General features: G+C 70.0%; 21 protein-coding genes and 1 pseudogene. 10 read left to right on the top strand and 12 right to left on the bottom strand.

Going from position 1 to position 24,252, the window contains the following annotated elements:
• Positions 1-114 precede the first annotated feature (114 nt).
• From ACIBTS_RS22180 to ACIBTS_RS22145, 8 genes are all read right to left on the bottom strand, one after another.
• Positions 115-315, bottom strand: a complete 201-nt coding sequence (locus tag ACIBTS_RS22180; protein ID WP_399321493.1) for a hypothetical protein — start codon at positions 313-315, stop codon at positions 115-117.
• Positions 316-542: 227 nt separating this feature from the next.
• Positions 543-1,520, bottom strand: coding sequence for a glycosyl hydrolase (locus ACIBTS_RS22175; RefSeq protein ID WP_399321491.1), 978 nt, complete (start codon positions 1,518-1,520; stop codon positions 543-545).
• 52 nt (positions 1,521-1,572) lie between these two features.
• Positions 1,573-2,574, bottom strand: coding sequence for a LacI family DNA-binding transcriptional regulator (locus ACIBTS_RS22170; RefSeq protein WP_399321490.1), 1,002 nt, complete (start codon positions 2,572-2,574; stop codon positions 1,573-1,575).
• Positions 2,568-5,015 carry an alpha-L-arabinofuranosidase C-terminal domain-containing protein gene (locus tag ACIBTS_RS22165; RefSeq protein WP_399321488.1) on the bottom strand — a complete coding sequence of 816 codons (2,448 nt, stop codon included), beginning with the start codon at positions 5,013-5,015 and terminating at the stop codon, positions 2,568-2,570. Before ACIBTS_RS22165 ends, ACIBTS_RS22170 begins: the two co-directional genes overlap by 7 nt.
• Positions 5,016-5,096: 81 nt before the next feature.
• Positions 5,097-5,840, bottom strand: a complete 744-nt coding sequence (locus tag ACIBTS_RS22160) for a hypothetical protein (RefSeq protein ID WP_399321486.1) — start codon at positions 5,838-5,840, stop codon at positions 5,097-5,099.
• A gap of 118 nt (positions 5,841-5,958) precedes the next feature.
• Positions 5,959-8,784, bottom strand: a complete 2,826-nt coding sequence (locus ACIBTS_RS22155; protein WP_399321484.1) for a glycoside hydrolase family 2 TIM barrel-domain containing protein — start codon at positions 8,782-8,784, stop codon at positions 5,959-5,961.
• 154 nt (positions 8,785-8,938) lie between these two features.
• Positions 8,939-10,477: a glycosyl hydrolase family 28 protein gene (locus ACIBTS_RS22150; RefSeq protein ID WP_399321482.1), complete on the bottom strand. Its 1,539-nt coding sequence runs from the start codon at positions 10,475-10,477 to the stop codon at positions 8,939-8,941.
• Positions 10,478-10,587: 110 nt separating this feature from the next.
• On the bottom strand, positions 10,588-12,105 hold the full coding sequence (locus tag ACIBTS_RS22145) for an alpha-N-arabinofuranosidase (RefSeq protein WP_399321481.1): 1,518 nt from the start codon (positions 12,103-12,105) through the stop codon (positions 10,588-10,590).
• Between the two features lie 545 nt (positions 12,106-12,650).
• Here ACIBTS_RS22145 and ACIBTS_RS22140 point away from each other — a divergent pair.
• The 7 genes from ACIBTS_RS22140 (at position 12,651) to ACIBTS_RS22110 (ending at position 20,400) form a co-directional block, all read left to right on the top strand.
• Complete coding sequence (locus ACIBTS_RS22140; RefSeq protein WP_399321479.1) at positions 12,651-14,003, top strand: extracellular solute-binding protein; 1,353 nt, start codon at positions 12,651-12,653, stop codon at positions 14,001-14,003.
• Positions 14,000-15,028: a carbohydrate ABC transporter permease gene (locus ACIBTS_RS22135; RefSeq protein ID WP_399321478.1), complete on the top strand. Its 1,029-nt coding sequence runs from the start codon at positions 14,000-14,002 to the stop codon at positions 15,026-15,028. The genes ACIBTS_RS22140 and ACIBTS_RS22135 overlap by 4 nt, the downstream gene beginning before the upstream one ends.
• Entirely contained in the window at positions 15,028-15,849 is an 822-nt protein-coding gene (locus ACIBTS_RS22130; protein WP_399321477.1) for a carbohydrate ABC transporter permease, read from the top strand. The genes ACIBTS_RS22135 and ACIBTS_RS22130 overlap by 1 nt, the downstream gene beginning before the upstream one ends.
• Before the next feature lie 28 nt (positions 15,850-15,877).
• The gene (locus ACIBTS_RS22125) at positions 15,878-17,884 is read left to right on the top strand and encodes a beta-galactosidase (RefSeq protein ID WP_399321475.1); all 2,007 of its coding nucleotides are present in this window, start codon (positions 15,878-15,880) and stop codon (positions 17,882-17,884) included.
• A 248-nt stretch (positions 17,885-18,132) separates the two neighbouring features.
• Positions 18,133-18,357 (top strand): universal stress protein, encoded by a 225-nt coding sequence (locus ACIBTS_RS22120; protein WP_399321473.1) that lies wholly within the window; start codon positions 18,133-18,135, stop codon positions 18,355-18,357.
• Positions 18,358-18,480: 123 nt separating this feature from the next.
• The gene (locus tag ACIBTS_RS22115; protein ID WP_399321472.1) at positions 18,481-18,918 is read left to right on the top strand and encodes an archease; all 438 of its coding nucleotides are present in this window, start codon (positions 18,481-18,483) and stop codon (positions 18,916-18,918) included.
• A 54-nt stretch (positions 18,919-18,972) separates the two neighbouring features.
• On the top strand, positions 18,973-20,400 hold the full coding sequence (locus ACIBTS_RS22110; protein WP_399321470.1) for an RtcB family protein: 1,428 nt from the start codon (positions 18,973-18,975) through the stop codon (positions 20,398-20,400).
• Here the strand turns inward: ACIBTS_RS22110 and ACIBTS_RS22105 are convergent.
• From ACIBTS_RS22105 to ACIBTS_RS22095, 3 genes are all read right to left on the bottom strand, one after another.
• Positions 20,390-20,536: a hypothetical protein gene (locus ACIBTS_RS22105; protein WP_399321469.1), complete on the bottom strand. Its 147-nt coding sequence runs from the start codon at positions 20,534-20,536 to the stop codon at positions 20,390-20,392. The genes ACIBTS_RS22110 and ACIBTS_RS22105 overlap by 11 nt on opposite strands.
• Positions 20,537-20,659: 123 nt before the next feature.
• Complete coding sequence (locus ACIBTS_RS22100; protein WP_399321467.1) at positions 20,660-20,788, bottom strand: hypothetical protein; 129 nt, start codon at positions 20,786-20,788, stop codon at positions 20,660-20,662.
• 31 nt (positions 20,789-20,819) lie between these two features.
• A complete protein-coding gene (locus ACIBTS_RS22095) occupies positions 20,820-21,299 on the bottom strand; it encodes an Hsp20/alpha crystallin family protein (protein ID WP_399321465.1) in 480 nt (159 codons plus the stop codon).
• 305 nt (positions 21,300-21,604) lie between these two features.
• Between ACIBTS_RS22095 and ACIBTS_RS22090 the strand changes: the two are divergent.
• A pseudogene (locus tag ACIBTS_RS22090) lies at positions 21,605-22,241 on the top strand (ATP-binding cassette domain-containing protein); the annotation flags it as partial.
• A 156-nt stretch (positions 22,242-22,397) separates the two neighbouring features.
• Here ACIBTS_RS22090 and pyrH read toward each other — a convergent pair.
• On the bottom strand, positions 22,398-23,117 hold the full coding sequence (gene pyrH / locus ACIBTS_RS22085) for a UMP kinase (RefSeq protein ID WP_399321463.1): 720 nt from the start codon (positions 23,115-23,117) through the stop codon (positions 22,398-22,400).
• A gap of 423 nt (positions 23,118-23,540) precedes the next feature.
• On the opposite strand from pyrH, the gene ACIBTS_RS22080 reads away from it, so the two are divergent.
• Positions 23,541-23,972 carry a DUF2267 domain-containing protein gene (locus ACIBTS_RS22080; RefSeq protein WP_399321462.1) on the top strand — a complete coding sequence of 144 codons (432 nt, stop codon included), beginning with the start codon at positions 23,541-23,543 and terminating at the stop codon, positions 23,970-23,972.
• A 73-nt stretch (positions 23,973-24,045) separates the two neighbouring features.
• Entirely contained in the window at positions 24,046-24,234 is a 189-nt protein-coding gene (locus ACIBTS_RS22075) for a hypothetical protein (protein ID WP_399321460.1), read from the top strand.
• Positions 24,235-24,252 lie beyond the last annotated feature (18 nt).

The raw sequence follows: 24,252 nt of genomic DNA, 5'->3' as shown, positions 1-24,252 counted from the left end.
CGCCCCCCCCCCCGCCCCCCCCGGCCGCGGGCCCCCGCCCGCCCCCCCCCCCCCCCCCCCCCCCCCCCCCCCCCCCCCCCCCCCCCCCCCCCCCCCGCTCCTCGCATCCCCAGGTCAGCGGTGCCGCTGCCCCAGGGGCTGAGCGGAGTCCGCCGCCTGGGCCTTCTCGGCGGGCTCGGCCGGGCGGCCGTACTGTTCCGTGCCCGCGGCCTTCGCCGCCCCCGCTGCGTCCTGCTGGGGACGGCGCAGGAGGGCGACCGCGCACGCGGCCGCGATCAGCACCAGCACCGCCGACACGATGAGACACAGGCGCATGCCGTCGATGAGGGAGTCGCCCAGGGCGCCGTAGACCTTGTTGGCGCTCCCGCCCCGACCGGGTCGGGCCCCTGGCGAACTCCCTGTCCACGGACGCCTGGTTCACACGACACCCGCATGACAGTCGAGCCCGCTGCAGCGACTGGTCCGGGCGCGCGTTCTGGAACGACATCAAGGGTGTCACCTACGGCTCCGGCACCCGGGCTGGTGGCTGCAACGCCTTGGTCTCACAGGTCGGCGTCGAGGACGTCGGCAGCGCCGAAGTGCGGCTGCTCACCGAGCAGATCGAGCCGTACGGGCTCGTCGCGGTCGCAGCGCAGGGTGCCGTCGACGACCCGTGCGGCGGCGACCTGGAGGGAGGAACGGCGGGTGGCGAAGGTGCCGTCGTCGTCGGTGACAGGGGCGACGCGCCCCGGGTGGGTGAAGTAGAAGACGTACGCCGTCTCGCCCTGGACGACCACGTCGGCGTGGAGGCCGATGGTCCCGTCGTCGGGGCGGCTGCCGGGCTTGTCGAGGATCAGTCCCCGGTGTTCCCAGGTGATCAGGTCGTCGGACCTCAGCACGCCCTGGCCGCGCCATTCGTCGACGAGCATCCAGTAGGACCCGCAGAGCTCGAAGACGTTGGGGCCCTCGTGCGGGCGATGGCCGACGGCGAGGCCGGTGGGCCGCCAGTGGTACAGGTCGGGGCTGTCGGCGGCGCAGGTGAGCGAGCCGTGGGTGTCGTCCTTGAACCACATGCGCCAGCCGCCGTCCGGCAGCGGGAACACGCAGGCGTCGATGACCCGGTCGGAGCCGAGGTCCAGGGCCCCGTGATGGGTCCAGCCGATCAAGTCGGGGCTGGTGTAGTGGCGGATGGAGGCGGCGCCGTTCCAGTCGTCGCGGATGCCGCGGATGTAGCTGACGTACATGTGGTACAGCCCGTCGTGCCAGACGATCTCCGGGGCCCAGAAGGTGTTGCGGCCCCATTCGGTCTCCAGGCCGGGGAGGGTTCCCCGGTAGGTCCAGGTTCGGCCGCCGTCCGCGGATGCGGCCACGCCCAGGTCGGTGCCGTAGACCCAGGAGACGCCTGGGCCGGGGGCGGTGGCACGGCGGTTGGTGTAGACGAGCCACCATTCGCCGGTCTCGCGGTTCCAGATGGCTGTGGGGTCGGCGGCGCCGTCGTATATCGGGTCGCGGAAGAGTGGCGCGTCTGCCACGGGGTTCACAGGGCTCTCCCTTGTTCGTGCTCGTGGTTCGTGCTCGTGCGGCGCGGCGGGTTCAGCCTCCCGTCGACTCCCGGGCCACCAGGGCGAAGTCGCCGACGAAGTCCTGGTGCCGCCTCAAGGGCCCGGTCTGCTCGATGCGCCGAACCAGGAGGTCGATCGCGCGCTCGGCCATGCCGTCGTGGTCCGGGTCCACGGTGGAGAGGGAGGGGATGAAGTACTCGCTCTCCGACACGTTGTCGAAGCCGATCACCTTCACCTGGTCGGGCACCCGGATCCCGACGTCGGTCAGGCCCCGCAGCACGCCCATGGCCAGGGAGTCGGTCACACAGAACACTCCGTCGAAGTCGAGCCCGCTCTCCGCCATCTCCCGGGCGCGCTGCGCGCCTTCGCGCATCCCGAGCCTGCCCACCTGCTGGATCAGGGCGCGGTCCACGGGAAGGCCCGCACCCTCGAGCGCCTGCCGGTAGCCGGTGAGGCGGAAGCTGGAGGTGTCGACCTCCTCCAGCGCCCCGCACAGGAACGCGATGCGCTGGCAGCCCCGCTCGATCAGATGGCCGGTGGCCGCCCGGGCCGCTTCCAGGTTGGGCATGGCGACGTGATCCACGGGACCGCCGAAGATCCGGTCGCCGAGGACAACCACCGGGTGCTCCACCTTGAGCCGCTCGGCGTCGGCCTGGCTCATGCCGGCGGCGGTGAGGATGAGTCCGTCGTACAGGTGGTTGCGGGACAGGGAGAGCGCGTCCAGCTCGTTCTCCCGGGAAGCGGTCTGCTCGATACTGACCCGGAGGCCGCGCCGCTCGGCAGCGGCGATGATGCCGGCCGCGAGCCGTCCGTAGTAGGGACTGTTGACCTCGGGGACGGCGAGACCGATGATCCCGGTGCGGCCCTTGCGCAGGTTGCGGGCGGCGACGTTGACCCGGTAGTCGAGCCGGGCCATCGCCTCCAGGACCTTCTCGCGTGTCGACGGGCGGACGTTCGGATGGTCGTTGATGACGTTCGAGACGGTCATCGGCGAGACTCCGGCCGCCTTCGCCACGTCCTGGATCGTTACCACGCTCGCCCCTGGTCTGCGGTCTCGGCACCCAGTCGCATGTTAACCCGCGTGTCCGTACGCAGAACGGTGAAGGAGTGCCCCGCCACGGCGCAGACCGGGCCGGTCAGCCGGTCGTGCACGGGGGTGGCCGGGGCGGGCCCGTATCGGCTGGTGGCGTCCGGGGAGACGGTGAGGGTGGTGCGGTCGTAGCCGGTGGTGCCCTCCGCGCCGGACAGGCGGAGCCGGACCGTGACAGGTCCGGGTGTGGTGTTGACGATCTTGATGATCACCGCTCCAGCGGCGCTGTCGCGGACGGCAGAGACGGCGAACACCTCCGGGTCCGGCCGGACGTCCTCCACGTCGTGGAGCAGCTCGCCGTCGCGGAAGCAGCGCACACGCAGGCCGTCCACCTCCACCCGCAGGTCGTACCAACGGCCGCTCTCCACACCTTCGAGCTCACGCTCGCCGAGGTCGTCCTCCACGCCGTCGTCCACCCGCTGGAGCCAGGTCGCCCGGTTGTCCCAGCCTCCGAGCCGCCACCGGTACCGGCGCTCGGACGTCATCCCGGCGAAGCACAGGACGAACCCCTCGGCGCCGCCCGTCTTCCTCGCCCGCACCGAGAAGGCGTACGACGTTCCCCGCACCGCGTCCGTGAGCAGCGGACCGGCGCCCGACCCGGCCGCGGTTGCACCGTTGATCCCCCAAGTGCCCGCCTGCGTATCCCAGTTGTGGAAGTCTGGGGCCGGTACGAGCTCGCCGCCGACCGGGCCGCAGAGGACGTCGGTGAATTCGGCGCGAGTGTCGGATCCGGTACCGATGCGGATGTCGTGCCGGTCGCTCACCTGGACAGCCGGTGCTTCGGGCGCTCCGGTGACCGTGACGGGCAGCGCGCTGTCGCCCGAGTTCAGCGAGTGCATCTGCTGGACGTGGTAGTTGAGAGTGGTCCAGACGTTGGTGTTGTCGAAGTAGATCAGGTCGGGCAGCCACTGGGTGCGGTCGCGTTTGGCGAGGAGCGGAGCGTAGGAGGCCATCCGGACGACATCGCCGTTGCGCTCCATGGCGATCATGTAGAGGGCCTCGGCGAGCGCGCCACGGCCGTCGTTGCGCCAGCTGCCGTACTCGCCGATGTACAGGTGCGGGCCCTCGCGGTCCAGGCGATCGAAGCGGCGGGAGTTCTCCAGGAGCCAGCGCGGCGATTTGTAGGAGTGCTCGTCGACGACGGGGAGGTTCCGCTCACGGGCGAACGCCCAGCCCTTCTCCCAGTCCTCGCCGAAGGTCGCCGGGCCGAGAGTGCCGATGACCGTGATCTCGGGATGGTGCTCGCGAAGGGCGTCATGGATGCGGGAGAAGCGGTCGCGGAAGGTGTCGGTGATGGCGTCCTCATTGCCGACGCCCAGGTATTCGAGGCCGAACGGCTCGGAGTGCCCGGCGGCGGCGCGCAGGGCGCCCCAGGGCGAGTCGGCAGGGCCGTTGGCCCACTCCACCAGCGCCAGCACCTCGGCGATGTAGGCGTCCATCTCCTCATCGGGGAGGCCGGCTTGGCCGGTCGCCTCGCTGTTCTGGCAGCAGACCCCGGCCGGGACTATGGGCACCGGCTTGGCGCCGATGTCCTCGCAGAACTGGAAGTACTCGTAGTAGCCGAGGCCCATCGACTGGTGGTAATGCCAGATGTTGAACTGCTGCCGGCGCTCGTGCAGCGGTCCGACGGTCTCGGACCAGCGGTACATGTTGCCGAGTCCTTGTCCGTGGGCGAGGCAACCGCCGGGGAAGCGCAGGAACTTGGGCTTCAGGTCGGCGATGACCTGCGCCAGGTCGGCGCGCAGGCCGTTCCGGCGGCCCTTGAACGTGTTCTGCGGGAAGAGTGAGACCAGGTCCAGGTGGACGGTGCCGGGGCCGGTCGCCGTGAGGGTGAGGCGGGCGTCGGGGTCGGTGACTTCGGAGGTGATGACCGCTGTGCGGCGCCTCCAGGAGCCGTCGAGCGGCCCCAACTCCGCCTGTCCGTGGACGCGTTCGCCGTCCCGGCTCTCGATCCGCGCGACCAGCCGGCCGACGGTGCCCTCGGCCAGGCGGGCGAAGAGACTGACGTCGTACGCCTCACCTTCCCGGACCGGGATGCCGTCGAACCCCTCGTTGCGCAGGCCCGCACCCTCGATGGTGGTGCTGGTGAGTACCGCGTAGTGCGGGTTGGCGGGGTGCAGCGGGTCGTCGGTGGCGACCGTGAGTGATCCGGCGGCGCCGTCCCGCTCCAGCAGCTCCCAGGAGGTGAGGGAGTGCCACTCGGGCCGGTCGGCCGGGCCGTACTCGAAGGACCTGTTCTGCACCAGCTCGGCGTACAGGCCGCCGTCCGCGGCGTAGTTGAGGTCCTCGAAGAACGCCCCGAAAAGGTCGGTCGAGATGGCCGTGCCCGGGGCGCGGGTGTCCACCTCCACGACCGTCTCGGCAGGGCGGTTGGCGTCGGGCACGGAGATACTCCTGCGTGGGTGTGGCGTTGCGTGAACGGTGTGACGGGGCGGCCCCGCGGGGGAGCGCGGGGCCGCCCGGGACTACTTGGCGTACATCAGGGTGCCGAAGCCGAGGTGGTCGTAGCCGCCGCTGGTGGAGCCGTAGTCACCGCCGCCGCCCTCGATTCCGACGAAGTCGTAGTACATGGACGAGAGGTACTCGTCGCTCCAGCCCATGCGTCCCTTGTAGTGGAAGTGGAGCATCGCCCACACCGGACGGATCTGCCCGCGGCCGGATTCGGCGATCACGGTCTGCTCGTTGTACGCGCAGTTCTGGCCGCTGCCCCAGCTGTAGGTGGTGAACGGCACGTCCTGGCCGATGTTGTACTTGGCGACGTACTGGGCCCCTTGGAAGAACCTCCTGCTGTCGTAGCTGTACAGGTCGACGCCCTGCAGTGCGTTCTGGTAGGCGGCGGCGATGTCGTTGTAGAGGATCGGGTAGTTGTTCGAGGTCCCGCTTCCCCGGTAGATGATGGACTGGGGGTTGGCCGTCCAGGTGGACGCGGAGTGGGAGTTGTCGACCAGGCGCTGCCAGCCCGAGTACCACGGGTCGGTACCCGCGGCCACTCTGACCTTGGCGCGGTTGATGTCGCCCGCGTTGTGCAGCCCGCCGGGGTGGGCCCAGACGGACGGCGCGGCGATGGCGGCCCGCATCGCGGCGGCGCCGAGCGCGCCGGCGAGAGCGACTCCGCCGGCGGCGCGCAGGATGCCTCGTCGGCTCAGCAGCTCGGTACGGAGGGGTTGGGGTGTGTCATGGCCATGTGGGGGGCGATCGTTGCGGCTCATGGGATGTGCGACTCCAATCGGACGGGCCCGAACGGCTCTGATCGGGGTGAGGTCGATTCGGTCGGACTGTGGGGGGGTGCCTGAGGGGGTGAGCCGGCCGGTGGACGCGGCTCGGTGATCACCTGCCGGGGATCTCCGACAAGGTGACGCTGAGGGTGGCGGACCGGGCGGTCAGCTGGTGGTTCGGCAGGACGCGGGGGCCGCACGCGGCGGACCCCAGTCCGTGCTGGGCGAGGTCGATGTTGACGTATACGGCGTCGCCGGGGCGGAGTTCGTCGGTGTGCCGGGCGGTGTCGAGGTCCTCGCTGGTCCAGCGGCGGGCGGTCAGGTGGTAGGTCGGAGCACCGGTGACGCGTAGTCCGCCGTGCGGGCCGGTGAGCTCCGCCCAGCGGACGTCGGCCCGGCTGCCGTTCTCCTGGGGGAAGACGTACGGAGTCTGCAGCGCGTCGACCGTGCCGCTGTGCCGGCCCAGGCGCGCGGCGCGGCGACTGTCCGGATACGCCTCCCCGGGGCCCAGCCCGTACCAGGTCACGTGGTCGATCCAGGCGGGCAGGGCCATCCGCAGTCCGAGCCTGGGCAGCGGGATGTCCTGCCAGCCTTCGCCCGGTTCGATCTCGGTGGTGAGGCGCAGTCCCTCGCCGGTGTCCTGCCAGCGGTAGGTGGCGTACATGCCGAGGTCGGTGGCGGCGGGGGCGACCCGGGTGCGTACGACCACCGTGTCGGCCTCGGTGTCCATGCCGAGCAGGCGGTGGTGCAGACGGTCCAGGCCGACGCGCCGCCAGGTGTCCGCCACCGGATCGTGGCCGAGCCGGTCGTTGTCGATCGGCGCCCGCCACAGGTCGAGTCGTGGGCCGGTGACGGGCAGGTTGCCGAGCCGGGTCAGCCGGCCGGTGCGGGTGTCGAACAGGCCGGGGTCCGGCCTGGACCCGCGGGTCGGCCGGCGCGCGGGAATCTGCTCGGGGATGCGTTGGGCCCAGGCGACCTCGTGGCCGGCCGGGGCCCAGGGCTCGTCCTCGGCGAGGAGGGCGCTGACGGTGAGTATGCCGGTGGTGTCCGCCGTGGGGTACGGCAGCCGGACCGGAGGGCTGCCCGCGGGAACCGCCGGAAGCGGCAGGTCGCCGGAGGCGGTCTTCTCGCCGTCGTGTTCCAACCACCAGGTCAGGACCAGATGGGAGAGGTCTCGGAAATCGTGGAGGTTGGCGATCTCGATGCCGTCCGGTGCCATGGTGATGCGGACCGGTTCCACGACCTTCTTGTACTCGGCCAGGCTCGGCGAGGGGGTGCGGTCGGGGAACACCAGGCCGTCGCAGACGAAGTTGCCGTCGTGCAGTTCCTCCCCGAAGTCGCCGCCGTAGGCGAAGTGACCGTCCTGGCGCAGGCCGTGGTCGATCCACTCCCACACGAAGCCGCCCATGCACCGTTCGTACTTCTCGAACAGGCGCTGGTATTCGGTGAGTCCGCCGGGACCGTTGCCCATGGCGTGGGCGTACTCGACGACGACGGCCGGCATCTGGCGCCGGCGCGCGTCGGCGACCGGGTCGGCAAGCGGCTCCTCCGCGCGCCGGCCGATGGCATCGAGCTCCTCGTGGGAGGTGTACATACGGCTGTACACGTCGGTGTAGCGACTGCCCCAGTCGTGCTCGTAGTGCAGCGGCCGGTCCGGGTCGCGCCGCTTGGCCCGCTCCGCCATGGCCTGGAGATTGCAGCCGTCACCGGCCTCGTTGCCCAGCGACCACATGACGACACTGGGGTGGTTCTTGTCCCGCTCGACGGTCCGCTCCATGCGGTCCACGTACGCCTCGCGCCAGCGCGGGTCGTCACTGGGATTGCCGCGCCAGTCGCCCATCAGGGAGAAGCCGTGCGTCTCCAGGTCGCACTCGAGCATCACCCACAGGCCCAACTCGTCGCAGAGTTCCAGGAACCGGCTGTCCGGTGGGTAGTGGCTGGTGCGGACCGCGTTGATGTTGTGGCGCTTCATCAGCACGATGTCCTCGCGCATGGTCGCCTCATCGAGAACGCGCCCGTGGTCGGGGTGGAATTCGTGCCGGTTGACACCCCGCAGCAGGACGGGCCGGCCGTTGACCTTCAGCAGCCCGTCCTCGACGGCGACGGTGCGGAAGCCGAAGCGCAGGGGGACCGTCTCTCCCCCGGCCCGCAGCTCACCTGCGTACAGCCGGGGAATCTCGGCCGTCCAGGGCTCGACCGCCGCGAGGTCGTACGGCCCCTGGGCGGGGACGTCCCGCAGGCCGAGCTCCTCGACGGTCAGCCGGGCGGGTGCGGAGGTGTCGACGCGCAGGGTGCCGCTACCTGTGGTGTGGTCGAAGTCGGCGTGCACGAAGAAGTCGTCGAGCGCTCCCAGCGGACGGGCCAGAAGCGTGACCGAGCGGAAGATGCCGGAGAGCCACCACATGTCCTGGTCTTCCAGGTAGCTGCCCGGAGACCACTGGTGGACGCGGACCGCGAGGACGTTGCGGCCCGGACGGGCGATCCCGGTGACGTCGAACTCGGTGGGCAGCCGACTGCCGGTGGACCACCCCAGTTCCTGCCCGTTGAGCCAGGCGGTGAAGCAGGAGTCCACCCCGTCGAAGCGCAGGACCGCTCCGAGATCGCTCCACTCGTCGGGAAGGTCGAAGGCTCGGCGGTAGTCACCGGTGGGGTTGTCGTCCGGGACGTACGGGGGATCGAGGGGGAAGGGATAGGAGATGTTCGTGTAGATCGGGGCACCGTGACCGTGCAACTGCCAGTGGGCGGGGACGGGCAGCTCGTCCCATCCGGAGTCGTCGAAGTCCGGCCGTTCGATGCCCGCCGGCGCCTCGGCGGTGGACGGCGACAGCCGGAACCTCCAGTCGCCGTCCAGGATCAGCCGGGGGGCGTCCGAGCGGAACGCGGCCCTCGGGGGTCTGCGGCCCTCACCCGGGCCGAAGGTCGTCAGCGGGTCGGTCATAGGGGTTCCGGCTCCTCTTGGCATGGTGGTGGGCTTGGGCCCGCTCACGTACGACCCGCCGCGTGCCGGGTGGTCGGGACGGAGCAGGCCGAACACCGGCGGTTGCGGCCTGCTCTCCGCACAGGGGGCGTGGGCCCAGGGCCCGCGAGGGCGATCAGGAGGCGGCGATGGCCGCGGCCTCGGCGGTGGTGAGGAACTTGAGGTTGATCACGTGCTCGTTGGCGTACCACTGCACCATGTCGGTGGTCTTGAACCAGCGCGGCTTGCGCATCGAGTCGGCGATGACCAGCCCGTTGACCACGAGGTTCTCGAAGGTGACGTTCTTGATGGCGTGGTCGGCGTCGTAGCCCAGGAGCAGCGACGAGTTGGCGTGGGTGCCGGTGTAGGTGAGGTTCTTGATGTAGACGTCCTCGATGCCGCGGCCGGCCGAGGTGTTGTACTTCGTGTTGAACATGACCCGCATGTTGACCAGCTGGCCCCAGCGGAAGTCCTCGACGCGGACGTCCTCGACCTGGACGTTCTTGATGAGGTTGGAATCGCCGGCGTTGAGGGAGATGCAGCCCTGGTAGTCCATCTGGGGCTCGCGGTGGTCGAGGATGTCGACGTTCTTGATGACGAGGTTCTCGATCATCTCCGGTGTGTCGCTGTTGCCGTGCGTGCCGACCTGGATCGGGTGCGCGACGTCCGCCCAGATGGTGGTGTTCTGGATGGTGACGTCGCTGGTGCCGCCGTACCACTGGTCGCGGTGGGCGTAGATGGAGAAGCTGTCGTCGGAGCTGCGCACGAAGCAGCCTTCGAAGGTGACGTTCTTCGAGCAGTAGACGGGGAAGCCGTCGCCCCACTGCCCCCAGGTGAACACCCGGGCCTTCTTGATCATGGTGTTCTCGGACATCCCATGGCCCAGGCCACACCCGAGCAGGATGACGCCCTCGACGCGGATGTTCTTGCTGTGGTGGATGTGGACGCTGCCGATATCCCTGCTCACGGGCTGCACCACGCCGGAGCCCCGGAGAGAGGCCTTCTCGACTTCGGTGAAGTCGACCTGCGCGTTGAGGACGGCGCCGCCCGCCAGGTAGACGGTCTTGCCGCTGGGGACGTTGAGGATGCCGCCGTCGACCGTGTGCAGGCCGAGGCCGAAGTAGATGACGTCCGGGTCGTCGGCGGCCGGCGGGTTCGGGTCGATGTGGTTGGTGATGACGTGCAGGCAGTCGAAGACCTCGTCGTTGATCTGGACGACGACGTCCTTCGGCTCGTCGAGGGTGAACCGCAGGGTGTCGCCGAGGAGTTCGGGCGTGATGCCGAGGGAGTCCGGCCGTACCCGCGCCTTGGTGGTGCCGCCCTTGAGGTAGGTGACCTCCAGCTCCACGGAGCCCTGGAAGTCGAAGTACACCATCGACGAAGGGAAGACCGGACCGGAGCCGGTGGTGGCGTTGATCTGCTTCGCCCGCGCCAGGTAGATGTCGAGGGTCTGCCACTCGCCGTCGGGGGCGGTGCGCACCCGCACCTTGAAGCTGGTGTTGGTCGCCACGAGGGCCGGCCGCGGGTAGGTGACCAGCCGGGGCGCGGAGTTGTCCGCGCCGGCCGCCGTGTCCTCGGCGCGGGCGGCCCCGGCGGTCATGGAGTAGAGGCCGGCGGCGAGGGCGGCGGCTCCGGCGGCCTGGAGGGTTCTGCGTCGGGTCAGGTTCGTGCTCATGTGCTGCGGCTCCTTGTCAGGGTGGTGCGGGGTGGGAACAGACCGCTGGAGGTCGGGGGGCACGGTGCACGGCCGACCCGGCCAACCGGCGGGGAACAGTGAGGGTCGGGTCAGCCCAGCGGGGCCCGGACGGTGACGAACGAGTGGGGCGGCAGCGTCAGGGCGAGCCCCCGGTCGGTCTTCTTGAGGTCGTCGAAGGGGCGTGGGCTGACGGCTTCCGGGGTGCTGGGGGTGTTGTGGTCCTGGAGGCGGTCGGCCGTCAGGATGCGGGCGGTCGGCTCGCCGATGGAGCGGCCCCGCAGGTCGAGCGTCACCTCGGCGCTCTCCTCGGCGTCGAGGTTGGACAGCGAGATGAGCACCGTCCCGTCCTTGACGCTGGCGGAGGCGGACAGGGTCTCCAGCTCCGTGTCGCCGACGGTGCGTCGGGCGTCGTCTCCGCTCAGGTGGACGGTGAGCGAGGTGGCGTCCTGGTGGCCCTTGTTCATCTCGAAGACGTGGTAGGTCGGGGTCAGTACGAGTGAGTCGCCGTCGGTGAGGAGCATCGCCTGAAGGACGTTGACGGTCTGGGCGATGTTGGCCATGTGCAGGCGTGCGGCGTGCTTGTGGAAGATGTCGAAGTGAGTGGAGGCGACCAGCGCGTCGCGCAGCGAGTTCTGCTGGAACAGGAACCCGGGGTTGGTGCCCGGCTCGACGTCCCACCAGGTGCCCCACTCGTCAAGGACCAGGCCGACCGTACGGCCACGGTCGTAGATGTCCATGACGGTTGAGTGGCCGGTGAGGATGGTGTCGATGCGGCGGGCGGCGACCATGGTCCGGTAGTAGTCGTCGGTGTCGAAGTCGGTGGCGTTGCCCTTGCTCTCCCAGGGGCCGGCGATCGTGTAGTAGTGCACGGACAGGCCCTGGAAGAAGTTCTTCGGGGTGGCCTCGCAGCCGAAGCAGCTGATCTGCTGCATCAGCGTCTCGGTCCACTTGTAGTCGTCGTCGGAGGCGCCCGAGGCGATGCGGTAGAGCTTGTTGTCGCCGTGGTCACGGCAGTACGTGGCGTACTGGCGGGCCAGGTCGGCGGAGTACTCGGCGCGCATGTTGCCGCCGCAGCCCCAGGTCTCGTTGCCGATGCCCCAGAACTTCACCCGCCACGGCTCGTCGCGGCCGTTGGCCCGGCGCAGCCTGGCCATGGGGCTGTCGCCGTCACGGGTGAGGTACTCGACCCACTCGCTCATCTCCTGGACGGTGCCGGAGCCGACGTTGCCGCTGATGTAGGGCTCGGCGCCGAGGAGTTCGCACAGGGCCATGAACTCGTGGGTGCCGAAGTGGTTGTTCTCCTCGACGTCGCCCCAGTGGGTGTTGACCATACGGGGCCGCCGGTCGCGGGGCCCGATGCCGTCCTTCCAGTGGTACTCGTCGGCGAAACAGCCGCCCGGCCAGCGCAGGTTGGGGATGTTCAGGGCCCGCAGCGCCTGGACGACGTCGAGCCGGATGCCTCCTTCGTTGGGTATCGGCGAGTCCTCCCCGACCCAGAAGCCGCCGTAGACGCAGCGGCCGAGATGCTCGGCGAAGTGGCCGTAGAGATGGCGGCTGATCGTCGGGCCCTCGATGTCGAGGTTGATGACCGCGGTGGCGTGGGGCACAGGGGTACTCCTGCTGGATCTGGATGAGGTGGGCCTGAGCGGGCGTTCTGACGCGGGGCGCGAGCAGGGGTGCTGCGGCATCACCCGCCCGTGGCGGTTTCGTTCGAGGCGTGGCAAACGTGTAGCAACCGGTTTCTTGTAGCGTTACAAAAACCTGCCACCGCCCCGCCTGGGGAGTCAAGAGGGCTGCATCAAGCCCTTTGCGACGACGACGTCGTCCTACGGTCGGACCTTTGGATACGGGGCGTTCCAACCTCTTGACACTGCCCAGGAGCCCGCCCTAGCGTTCGCCGAAGTTTTCTGTAACCGGTTTCTACACGTGGGTGTTTCGGGGCGTGACACCGCACGGCCGAAGTACCGGACCCTCAACGCTCGCCACCCACCGTGCGGGCGGTGCCGCCCGCGTTCCTGCCCGAAAGCCGTCCACCACGGCCGGGTGCACACCAGGCTCCTTTTCCCTGCCCGCCCCTTGCGCCTTCCTGCGCGGCCGCACCCCTCTCCCGCACATCCCCGCATCCACCCCGTACGAGAAAGGCTTCGCCGTCATGCCCGTTTCATCCAGAGGCTCCCTCGACCGGCGCCGCTTCCTGGCCGCCTCCGCCGGCGCCGCTCTCTCCGCCGCCGTCCTGCCCGGTTGTGCCGCCTCCGTCGACTCCGGGAACGGCGCCAAGGGCGCCAAGGACACGCTCACCGTCATGGACACCCCCTGGACCAAGAAGGACAAGCAGAATGCCGAGCGGGTCCTCGGCATGAACCTCGAGATCGTCACGTACGACGTCACCAAGCTCAACGCCATGCTGGCCAGCAAGAACCCGCCGGACGTGGTCCGCGGCGTCGGCGCGACGGACGTGCCCTACTTCGCCGCGCGCGGGCTGATGGCCGACCTGGATTCGTACTTCGCCAAGAGCGACGCGCTCAAGCCCTCCGACCTCGCCCCGGCCAACGACGTGTGGCGCTACGACCGCACGACAAAGAAGCAGGGCACCGGCCCCCGCTACGGCATGGCCAAGGACTACTCGCAGGACTGCATGTTCTGGTACCGCACCGACATGTTCGAGGCGGCCAAGCTGGAACTCCCCAGCGACACCGAACCGTTGTCCTGCGACGAGTGGCTGGACCTCGGCAAGCGCCTGGTCAAGCGCCGGCTCGGCAAGGTGAAGGTGTACGGCCTCAGTGGCACACCTCTGGGCGGCCCCCTCACCCAGGTCATGTGGATGGCCGCGTCGGCCGGCGGGAGCCTGTTCGCCGAGGACCTGGCGACGGTGGACTTCTCCTCACCCGAAGCGCTCAAGGCACTGCAGTGGTACCTGGACTACGCGAAGGCCGACATCGGCCCGAGCGTCGTCAACCCCAACCCGGACGGCTGGGACTGGCCCACCTACCAGGCCAACCGTATGGCGATGGCCAACGACGGCTACTGGTTCGGCGGGACGATCGGCGGCGACGCCAAGATCGCCGAGGTCTCGCGCTTCGCCCCCGCACCACAGCTCGGCAGCCACCGCATCAGCCCCTGCTTCAGCGGCACCGGCTACTGGATCCCCAAGGAGGCCAAGAACAAGGACGCCGCCTGGAAGTACTTCGAGTGGTACTTCGGCAGCAAGAGCGCCCAGGACCGCGCGACCACCGGCTGGGGCATCCCCTCCCTGAACTCGCTGCGCTCGAAGATGCCACAGGACACCGCGTTCCACAAGCAGTCCTACGCGGTCCAGCAACGGGAGCTGGCCTACTTCTCGGTGCTGCCCGTCAGCCCTTACGCCCAGGTGGACGCCCTCAACGCGGTGCTCACCAAGGTGTTGCCGGACGCGATCAAGGCCGGCGCATCGGCCGGGAAGATCGCCGACACGCTCAACTCCCGGGTCAACGAACAGCTCGCGCGGGGCAAGGAGCTGGTGGGGTGAGCACCGATCAGCTCGCCGGACCGGAGGCGCGTTCGCCGATGCGGGCGGCCTTCGCCCGGCCCGGCTCGACGCGAGCGCGCCGTCCCCGCTCACTGCGGGCCCGCCGGGCCGGGGCGTTCTACGTGTTCGCCGGCCCCTGGTTGCTGGGTTTCCTCGGTATGACGGTCTTCCCGCTGGGCTACGCGCTGTGGCTGAGCTTCACGAACTCCGACGGCCTGTCCCCGAACGCCCGCTTCGTCGGACTGGCCAACTACCGGGAGGTCTTCTCCGACCCGGACACACTGGCGTCGCTGGCCCGCACCGGTGTGTTCGCCGCGATCACGGTGCCGCTGACGATCGCGGCGGGACTGCTCCTCGCGGTGCTGCTCAACCAGCCGATCCGCGCCCGGGGCGTGTTCCGCACGCTGGTCTATCTGCCGGCTGTGGTGCCACCGGTCGGGGCCGCCCTCACCTTCAAGCTGATCTTCGACCGTGACTCGGGTTCGGCCAACGGCCTGCTGGACATCCTCGACGTCAACGGGCTCGCCTGGCTGCAGGATCCGTACGCCCGCTGGGTGCTGATCACGCTGACCGTGTGGGGCTGCGGGAACGTCATGATCATCTCGTTGGCGGGACTCCAGGACATCCCCGCGGAGCTGCTCGACGCCGCGCGGGTGGACGGGGCGAGCTGGTGGCAGTCCTTCACCCGGATCACCCTGCCCCTCCTGTCCCCCGTGCTGTTCTTCCAGCTGGTCACCCAGATCATCGCCACGCTGCAGAGTTTCCTGCCGCTCCTCATCGCGGTCGATCCTTCACCCAAGGGGGTGACGGCCGTACCCCAGAGCAACCAGCTGATCATGATCAACGTCTTCACGCAGTACTTCTCCAACGGCCGCTACGGCTACGCCTCCGCGCTGCTGTGGGTGCTCTTCGCGTTCGTCATGGCCGTCACCTTCCTCGTCTTCAAGGTGAGCAGGAGCGTGGTCTTCTACTCCGTGGATCCCGAGCAGACACAGACCAAGCCCCGGACGATCGGAGACAACTGATGGTCCTGGCCCGACGCAAAGTCGTCTACATGCTCCTGGTCGCGATCCTGGTGCTCATGCTCAGCCCCTTCGGCTGGCTCCTGATCAGCGCGTTCAAGGACCCCTCCGAACTCCGCGCGGTGCCCATCCACTGGTGGCCGCACCACCCGACCCTGGAGAACTTCCACCTGGCCCTGACCCTCTTCGACTTCTTCGGCTACGCCCGCAACTCGCTGACGATCGCCGGCATCTACTCGGTGCTGATCACCCTGGCCTCTGCCTGGGCCGGCTACGGCTTCGCCCGGCTGAGCGGGCCCGGCAAACGGATCGTCTTCGGGCTCATGCTGTCCACGATGATGACTCCGCAGATCATCACCCTCATCCCGACCTACCTGCTGTTCGCCAAAGCCGGCCTGGTCAACACCTATGTGCCGTGGGTGCTGTGGGGGCTGTGCGGAGCACCGTACCTGATCTTCCTCTTCCGGCAGTTCTTCACCAACATGCCCAAGGAACTGGAGGAGGCGGCGATCATCGACGGCTGCGGACAGATCCGCATCTTCTGGCGGATCTTCCTCCCGCAGTCCTGGCCCGTCATCGCCACCAGCCTGGTCCTCTCCTTCGGCTGGAGCTGGGGCGACTACATCTCCCCCGCCCTGCTGCTGGACGACGACCGCACCACGCTCGCGGTGAAGATGGCCACCGGTTACGTCAACGAGCACGGAACCGGGCTCTACACCGTCGTCGGAGCGGGCGCCATCCTGTACATCGTGCCCTCGCTGGTCCTGTTCCTGATCCTGCAGCGCGGCTTCATCACCAGCACCGCCACATCCGGACTCAAGTGACCAACTCTGCCCATCCCGGAGCCGCACAGTGACCACGCACCCCGTCCTCTCCGTCCCCGGCATCGCCTATGGCGCCGACTACAACCCCGAACAGTGGCCCGAGGATGTGTGGGCCGAGGACATGCGCCTCATGCGCGAGGCCGGCGTCAACTTCGTCAGCGTCGGCATCTTCTCCTGGGCCCTGCTGGAGCCCTCGGAGGGCACGTACGACTTCTCCCTGCTGGACCGGATCCTCGGGCTGCTGCACGAGAACGGCATCGCCGCCGACCTCGCCACGCCGACCGCGGCACCCCCGGCATGGCTCTACCGCGCCCACCCGGAGGCGCTGCCGGTCGACAAGGACGGCCGCCGGCTGTCGTACGGCAGCCGCCAGACGTTCTGCCCGTCGAGCCCCGCCTACCGCGAGGCCGCCCTGCGCATCACGGGCGCGCTCGCCGCGCGGTACGCCGACCACCCGGCGCTGGCGATGTGGCACATCCACAACGAGTACGGCTGCCACAACAGCGCCTGCTACTGCGACACCAGCGCGGCGGCGTTCCGGGCCTGGCTGCGTACGAAGTATGCCGATGACCTGGCGGCGCTGAACGACGCCTGGGGCACCACCTTCTGGGGCCAGTGGTACTACGACTGGGACGAGATCCTGCCCCCGCGGGCGAGCGGCGCCGGCCCCAACCCGTCCCATCTCCTGGACTGGCGCCGCTTCAGCTCGGACGAACTACTGTCGCTCTACAAGGCGGAGCGTGACGTGGTGCGGGAGGCGACGCCCGCCACTCCCGTCACCACCAACTTCATGGCGATCACCGACGCGCTGGACTACTGGCGCTGGGCCCCTGAGCTGGACGTGGTGGCGAACGACCACTACACGATGTCCACCGACCCCGAGCCGGAGATCGAGATCGCGCTGAGCAGCGATCTGATGCGGTCGCTGGCGGGCGGCCCCTGGTTCCTGATGGAGCACTCCACCGGCGCGCTGAACTGGCACACTGTCAACCGACCAAAACGGCCCGGGGAGTTGCGACGCAACGCCCTCGCACACGTGGCCCACGGCGCGGACGGCATCGCCTTCTTCCAGTGGCGGGCGTCGAAGGCCGGCGCCGAACAGTGGCACTCGGCGATGGTTCCGCACGCGGGTACCGACAGCCAGATCTGGCGGGACGTGGTCCGGCTGGGCACCGACCTCGGGGCGCTGGCCGAGGTGCGCGGAAGTACGGGCCCGGCCGAGGTCGCCATCGCCTGGGACTGGAACGCCCGTTGGGCCCTGGAGTTCCCCGCCCAGCCCAACAGCGAACTGCGCTATGTGGACCTGGTGCGCTCCTGGTACGAGCCTCTGTGGCGGGCGAGCGTCGCCGTGGACTTCGTACGCCCGGACGCGGACCTGTCGCCGTACCGTCTGATCCTGGTTCCGGGCCTGTACCTGGTCGACGACGAGGGCGCGGCGAACCTGGCGGGTTTCACGGAGCGGGGCGGCACGCTCGCGGTCGGCTTCCACAGCGGAGCCGTCGACCAGAACTGCCATGTCCGGCTGGGGGGTTACCCCGGAGCGTTCCGCGAGGTGCTGGGCGTCAGTTCGGACGAGTACTTCCCGCTCCAGCCCAGTGAGACGATCGGACTCAGCGGGGGCGGTACGGGCACACTGTGGTCGGAACGCCTGCGCCTGGCGGGAGCGGAGGCGGTGACGACGTACACCGACGGGGTGATGGCGGGCATACCCGCCGCGACCCGGAACGCGTACGGCGAGGGCACGGCCTGGTACCTGGCCACGCACCCGGACCCGGCCACCCTCGCATCCCTCCTCACCACGGTGTACACCGAGGCCGGAGTGGAACCGGTCCGCACGGCGCCTGAGGGCGTCGAGGTGGTGCGCCGCCGATCCCCGTCCGCGGACTACCTGTTCCTCATCGACCACGGGGGCCACGGCGCGGCGGTACCCGTCGCCGAGGACGCGGTCGAACTTCTCACCGGCAAGGCGGCGCCGGGTTCGGTGACGCTGGCACCGGGAGAGATCGCCGTGGTACGCGAGCCACGGCGCGGCTGACGAGAGGGTCCCGGTGCCAGGCCGCCCAGAACCCCCGAGCCCGCGCAGGGCAGTCGGACGCCCTCGACGTCGGCCCGGCCCTGCACCACCGCGAAGTTGAAAACCCTCGACACGCCGGCCAGGCGAAGCTGACGGGCGCGGAGCTGCATCCGGTGCACGCCTGGCGGCTGCCGGCCACCTACGGCATGCCCGTGGGCTGATCCGACGCCGACTTCGAGGGGCAGGCCCGCCAGGACCTGCAGCGGACCGTGGCGGAGGTCCTGGGTGAGTGCCCCGGCATCCGGGGCACCCCGCAGATCGTGGCGGGCCGCCCCGAGCCGACGCTGATCGAGGCGGCCCGCGACGCCGACCTCCTGGTCGTCGGCAGCCACGGGCACGGCGCCTTCGCCGGGATGCTCCTCGGCTCGGTCAGCCAGCACTGGGTCCACCACGCCACCTGCCCCGTGGTCGTCATTCGCACCGCCGACCACTGACACCCCTGGGCACCGCACCCAAGAGCGCCGCTTGTCGTGCCCTGTCTCCGGCGCGCGCCTCGGAGGGAATGCCGCTACAACGGACGTGTCCGCGCAACCGACCACGCTTGGGAGGTACCCCTGGTGACCGGTGCCGAGCCCAGGCCGTCCCCGCGCGGTCATCGGAGCCTGCCGCACACCGGCGACCTGCGCCTCGAGGCGTGGGCGCCGACGCGGGAGGAGTGCATCGCCGAGGCGGTGCGGGGCATGGTCGGCAGCTTCGCCGACCTGTCGGCGGCCGCTTCTGGTGCCGCCCGGGAGTGCGTGGTGACCGCCGAGGACGACGGACGCATCGTCGCCGCCGTGCTCGAGGAGGTCATCTACCGCATGGACGCCGCGGGCGAACTGCCCGCCGACGTCACCGTCACACCGGCGCCGCGCGGGGTGCGCGTGTGTTTCACGATGGTCGACAGTCGGGCGGTGACGCAGACCGGGGCCGTGCCCAAGGCGGTCGCGCTGCACGGGCTGGAGCTGGCCCGGGGGTCGCACGGATGGGCCTGCCGGGTGACGCTGGATGTGTGACGCCCGTCCCGGCGTCCGGTGCCGGGACGCCTCGGTCGAGGAGGTGACACCGGGATGGACATCGAACTGGTGGCGGACGGACCTTGGCGGTTCCGGATTCAGCGGACCGGTGCCATGCGGGTCCCGGGCGTCGTCTTCGCCCCGCGCGAGCTGCTGCCGGACGAGCCCGGCGACCAGGCCCTGCAGCAGGTCGCCAATGTGGCCACGCTCCCGGGCATCGTCCGCGCCTCCTACGCCATGCCCGACATCCACTGGGGCTACGGCTTCCCGATCGGCGGCGTGGCCGCCACCGACGTCGCCCGCAGAGGGGTCATCTCGCCGGGCGGGGTGGGCTTCGACATCTCCTGCGGGGTGCGCCTGCTCACCGCGCACGTGGACCGTGACGCCCTGGCGCTGAAGCTGCCCGTGCTGATGGACCGGCTGGACGGGCTGATCCCGCGCGGGCTCGGGCGCGGCGGCCTGTGGCACCTGGCGGGCCGGGCGCAGCTGCACGAGATCCTGCGCGGCGGCGCCCGGTACGCGGTCGAACAGGGCCACGGGGATGTGCCGCGAGACCTGGAACGGTGCGAGGACGGCGGAGCCGTGGACAACGCCGACATCACCCAGGTCAGCGAACGCGCGCTGGACCGAGGTGCCGGGCAGGTCGGCAGCCTGGGCTCGGCCAACCACTTCCTGGAGGTCCAGGCCGTCGACGCGGTCTACGACGAGACATGCGCGCGGGCGTTCGGCCTGCGGCCCGGCCTGGTGTGCGTCATGATCCACTGCGGATCGCGCGGCCTGGGCCACCAAATCTGTACCGACCATGTCCGCACGATGGACACGGTGATGCGCCGCTACGGCATCGAGGTGCCCGATCGGCAGCTGGCCTGCGTGCCCGTCGACTCACCCGAGGGCCACGCCTACCTGGGCGCCATGGCCGCGGCCGCGAACTTCGCCCGCGCCAACCGCCAGCTGCTGGCCGACGCTGCCCGCAACGCATTCCGCGACGCCACGGGCGCGGGCCTGGACCTGCTCTACGACGTCTCGCACAACCTCGCCAAACTGGAACGCCACACCGAAGACGGCGCCGCCCGGCAACTGTGCGTGCACCGCAAGGGCGCCACCCGGGCCCTGCCGCCGGGCCACCCCGACCTGCCGGACGCCCTGCGCCTGTACGGCCAGCCGGTGTTCGTGCCCGGCACCATGGGCACCGCCTCCTACGTGATGACCGGCGTCACTGGCAACGAGGCGTTCGACTCCTGCTGCCACGGCGCGGGCCGCGTCTGGAGCCGGCACCGCGCCCTGCGTGAGATCACCGCCCAGCATCTGCGCAGGGAGCTGGTCGGCGCGGGCGTGGCGGTGCGGCCGACGTCCTGGCGCAGCGTCACCGAGGAGGCCCCGGAGGCGTACAAGGACGTCGACGCCGTCGTCGCCGCAGCCGAGCACGACAACCTGGGCCGTCTGGTCGCCCGCCTCGTACCGCTGGGTGTGCTCAAGGGCTGAGGGACGGCCGAAGCCGCCGCCCCTGAATCGCGTCCTTGATGGCATGCCGGGGCTGCGCGGACCGGTCCTGACCGGACAGGCTCTCGGGCAGGTCGTCGCTGCTCACCTCGATGTCGCGGTGCAGGGCCGAGACCACGCCGGTGCTGACCGAGCATGTCGGTGCCGGGCTGCCGCAGTGGGGGTGGGTTCGGGCGCGACGACTGTGGTGGGGCCGAGCAGACCGACTCGGCCCCACCAACGGACAACAGACGAACGGACGTCAGGTCCGACGCTTGGCCCGCAGCCCCAAAACCCCTGTGGTGACGGCGAAGACGACGGCGAGGCCGCCGACCACCGCGTTGCTGACGATCACGGAGGCCGGCTGCGAGTCCCGGGCACCGGACACCACCCAGGGACACCGCCGCGCCGGTGGGGCGGCTTCAGGCTTGGGTGATCTCGATGTGCTTGGGCTTGGCCGCCTGGGTCTTGGGGACGGTGACGGTCAGCACTCCGTCGGTCAGCGTCGCGGTGATCTCCTCGGCCTTGACGTCGGCGGGCAGCAGGGCCCGGTACTCGCAGCGGCCCGTGCGCCGGGTACTGCGCCGCAGGACGCCCTCGCGTGCGTGTTCCTTGTACTCTGCGGCGATGCACAGTTCCCGCTCGCTGATCTCGACGTCGATGTCCTCGCGCTTGACCCCGGGCAGTTCGGTCTCGACCACGTAGGCGTCGTCCGTCTCGCGCAGTTCGGCCAGGGGCGAGAAGGCCATGGCGGCGGGCGCGGTGCCGGCGGCGGCCTCCAGGAAGCGGTTCATCCGCTCGAAGAGGTCGTCGAACTCGGCGCTGATCGGCTCACCCCAGCCCAGGGCGGGGAAGGGTCGTTCCAGGAGTCGGCCGTGCCGGTGGTGTACGGGCAGAGTCATCGCGGTTCACCTCCGCGAAGCGACGGCAATCGGGTCAATTCCCATGCTGCGCGCCCCCACCCCACCTGGCGAATCGGGCGATGAGTCACCGTCCTGACGTCCTCCAGGCGGAATTTCGCCTGGAGGACACGGACAGCCCCGGCGCGCAGCCGTCATACGGTCGCCCGGTGATGGTTGCCGACGAGCCCACACCACAAGCCAAGCCAAGGCCGCAAGGCCCCGCTGAGGCTCCGGGCATCAGCTCGCACTCTTCGTCGACGGAGCGAATCTCACACCAGGCAGGCGGCAGGCCGGGGCTGGCGGCAGTCCCCGTCGAGAACCTGTCGTTCACGCTGCCGCGCGGCGGCATCGTCGGGATCCTCGGCCCCAACGGCGTCGGCAAGACGACCCTGTTCCGGTGATCGTCGGACAGGAGCAGCCCGACGCCGGCCGGCTGCGCGTCGGCGAGAGTGTGCGGATCGCGTACGTCGACCAGGCGCGCGCGGGCCTGCGTCCGGACCGGACTGTGTGGGAGACGGTGTCGGACGGGCTGGACCACATCCGCGTCACGGACGGCGATATTCCCTCGCGCGCCTACGTGGTGACGTTCGGCTTCAAAGGACCCGACCAGCAAAAGCCGGTCGGCGTGCTGTCGGGCGGCGAGCAGAGCCGGCTCAACCTCGCCCTGACCCTCAAGCAGGGCGGAAACCTGCTCCTGCTCGACGAGCCGACCAATGACCTCGACGTGGAGAGCCTGGCCTCGCTGGAGAACGCGCTGCTCGACTTCCCCGGTTGCGTCATGGTCACCGCTCACGACCGCTGGTTCCTGGACCGCACCGCCACCCACATCCTGGCCTGGGAAGGGAAGGGGGCGCCGACTGGTTCTGGTACGAGGGCAACTTCGCCGACTACGAGGCCGACAAGACCAGCCGTCTGGGAGCCGAAGCAGCGCGCCCGCACCGCACGCATCACCCACCGCCGCCTCGCACGCCGCTGAACCCGCGCCACCGTACCCGCCGACCGGGGCTCCGCCCACGCCGGGACGACATCGGCAAACGCGGGCGATGCGGCGGCGCCCACGCGCCGATGCCGAACGAACCGAACGAGTGCTGCCGCATGTCAATCGGGTGTTATGCGCGTGCCGATGTCGCGCCCTTCGCAGATCGCCGCCATGGCACCCGCCGCCGCGACATCGAAGACATGCATGAGCAGCCCCTGCTCCTCGGCCAGGACAAAGGCAGATGTGTCCATCACCCTCACCCTCCGTTCCAACGCCTCCCGGTAGGTGAGATGCACGTACCGCTTCGCGTCCGGATGCGTCTTCGGATCGCTGTCGTACACGCCGTCGACGCCACGCTTGGCGACCAGCAGCGCATCGGCCGACAGCTCCAGGGACCTCTGCACCGCGGCGTAGTCGGCGGTGACATACGGCTGACCGGTGCCCCCGGCCAGCAGCACGATCCGGCCGCGCCGCAGGTGCCGGTCCGCGCGCAGCCGGACGAACGGCTCGGCGATGCTCTGCATCGGGACGGCCGTCATCACCCGCACGTCCGGTTCCCCGCGGGCGGTCAGCGCACCCCGCAGCATCAGGGCGTTCATCACCGTGCCGAGCATGCCGATGTCAGACGCCTCGGCCCGTCCGATCCCCCAGCTCCCGGCCAGCCGCCCCCGGAAGAGGTTGCCTCCTCCGACGACCACCGCGGTCTGCACACCCAGGTCATGCACCGCGGCGACCTCGTCCGCCAGCCCAGCCAGGCAGGCCGGATCGGTCCCCGCCCCGGCCGACCCGGCGAACGCCTCCCCACTGATCTTGACCACGACACGCGCATAGCGGCCCACGGCTCTCCCTCCCTGCACCGCAGGGCGACCCCACCGCGTGATTCGGGTCCCGTGCCCGAGGCATCGCGTGATCGCCCGGCCGTACGGACAGGCACAAGACCATGCTCGGGCGGCTCCTCCGGCGGCGCACCTTGCCGCGACGGACCCGACGGCCTCAGCATGCGGCCCCGGCGATGTCGTGGAGTGGTGCGGCTGCCAACCTCTTCCGTCCGCCCTAGCATGGAGCCGATAGGTCAGGGCCTGAGAAGCCACCACGTGCACCCTTGTGCTGCGCCTGTGGCACGCCTTCGGGCCAGTGCCGCCCGCGCCCTCACCACTTCTGCATGAGCTGTCCGTTCTCAGAGCTGACACACCACCCGCGCGAAGGCGCGGCAGTCCCGCTAGCGCACGGGTGCCACGGACGGATCGGAAAGGGGAAAACCTGTGCCCCCGACACACCCACACGACTTCGAACACGCCATCCACACCGCGAACATCTGGCTGAAAGCGGTGTCGGAGGCCCTGGAAACCGAGGACCGCCACCTCGCCCACCGGGTCCTGCGCACCTGGCTGCACACGTTCCGCGACCGGCTCACCGTCGACGTGGCCGCCCACTTCGCCGCCCAACTTCCCGATCTGCTGCGGGGCGCCTACTACGACGGCTGGGACCCCAGCGTCGTACCGGTCAAGTACGACCGCGAGGGCTACGTCAACCGCTTCGTCCAGGAAGCGAAGGTCACCGCCGAGGAAGTGCCCCGGATCGCTCCCGCGGTCACCGCCGTCGTACGTGAGCACGTCTCGCCCGGACACCTGGAGGCGGCACTGGAACAAATCCCGCACGACATCCGCGCCCTCCTCCTCCAGCCGACGGCCTGATCAGGCTCTCGGGCTCCACGGCCTCGGTACGTGCCGACAGCGTCAACCGCCCGATCAGACAACACCACTCCACATGCCCATGGTGAACGAGCTGCCGGTGTGCGTGCTCGCCCGCGCCCGGCTGGGCATCGTGCACTCGCAGGTGTTTGGCGAGTTCTCCGGCGCGGCTCTGGCGGGCCTGTCCCTCGAAATCCGGTGTCGGAGTAGTCCACGGGCATGCCTCGTGACGGCGCCGGAGGCGGGCATCCCTTCGCTCGAGTGATCGGTGGCCGACCAAGGG

This window comes from Streptomyces sp. NPDC050121, from assembly GCF_044460385.1.
Taxonomy (GTDB): Bacteria; Actinomycetota; Actinomycetes; order Streptomycetales; family Streptomycetaceae; genus Streptomyces; species Streptomyces soliscabiei.
Note: the sequence above shows the minus strand (reverse complement) of the source record. Positions and strands in the feature narration are given on the sequence as shown.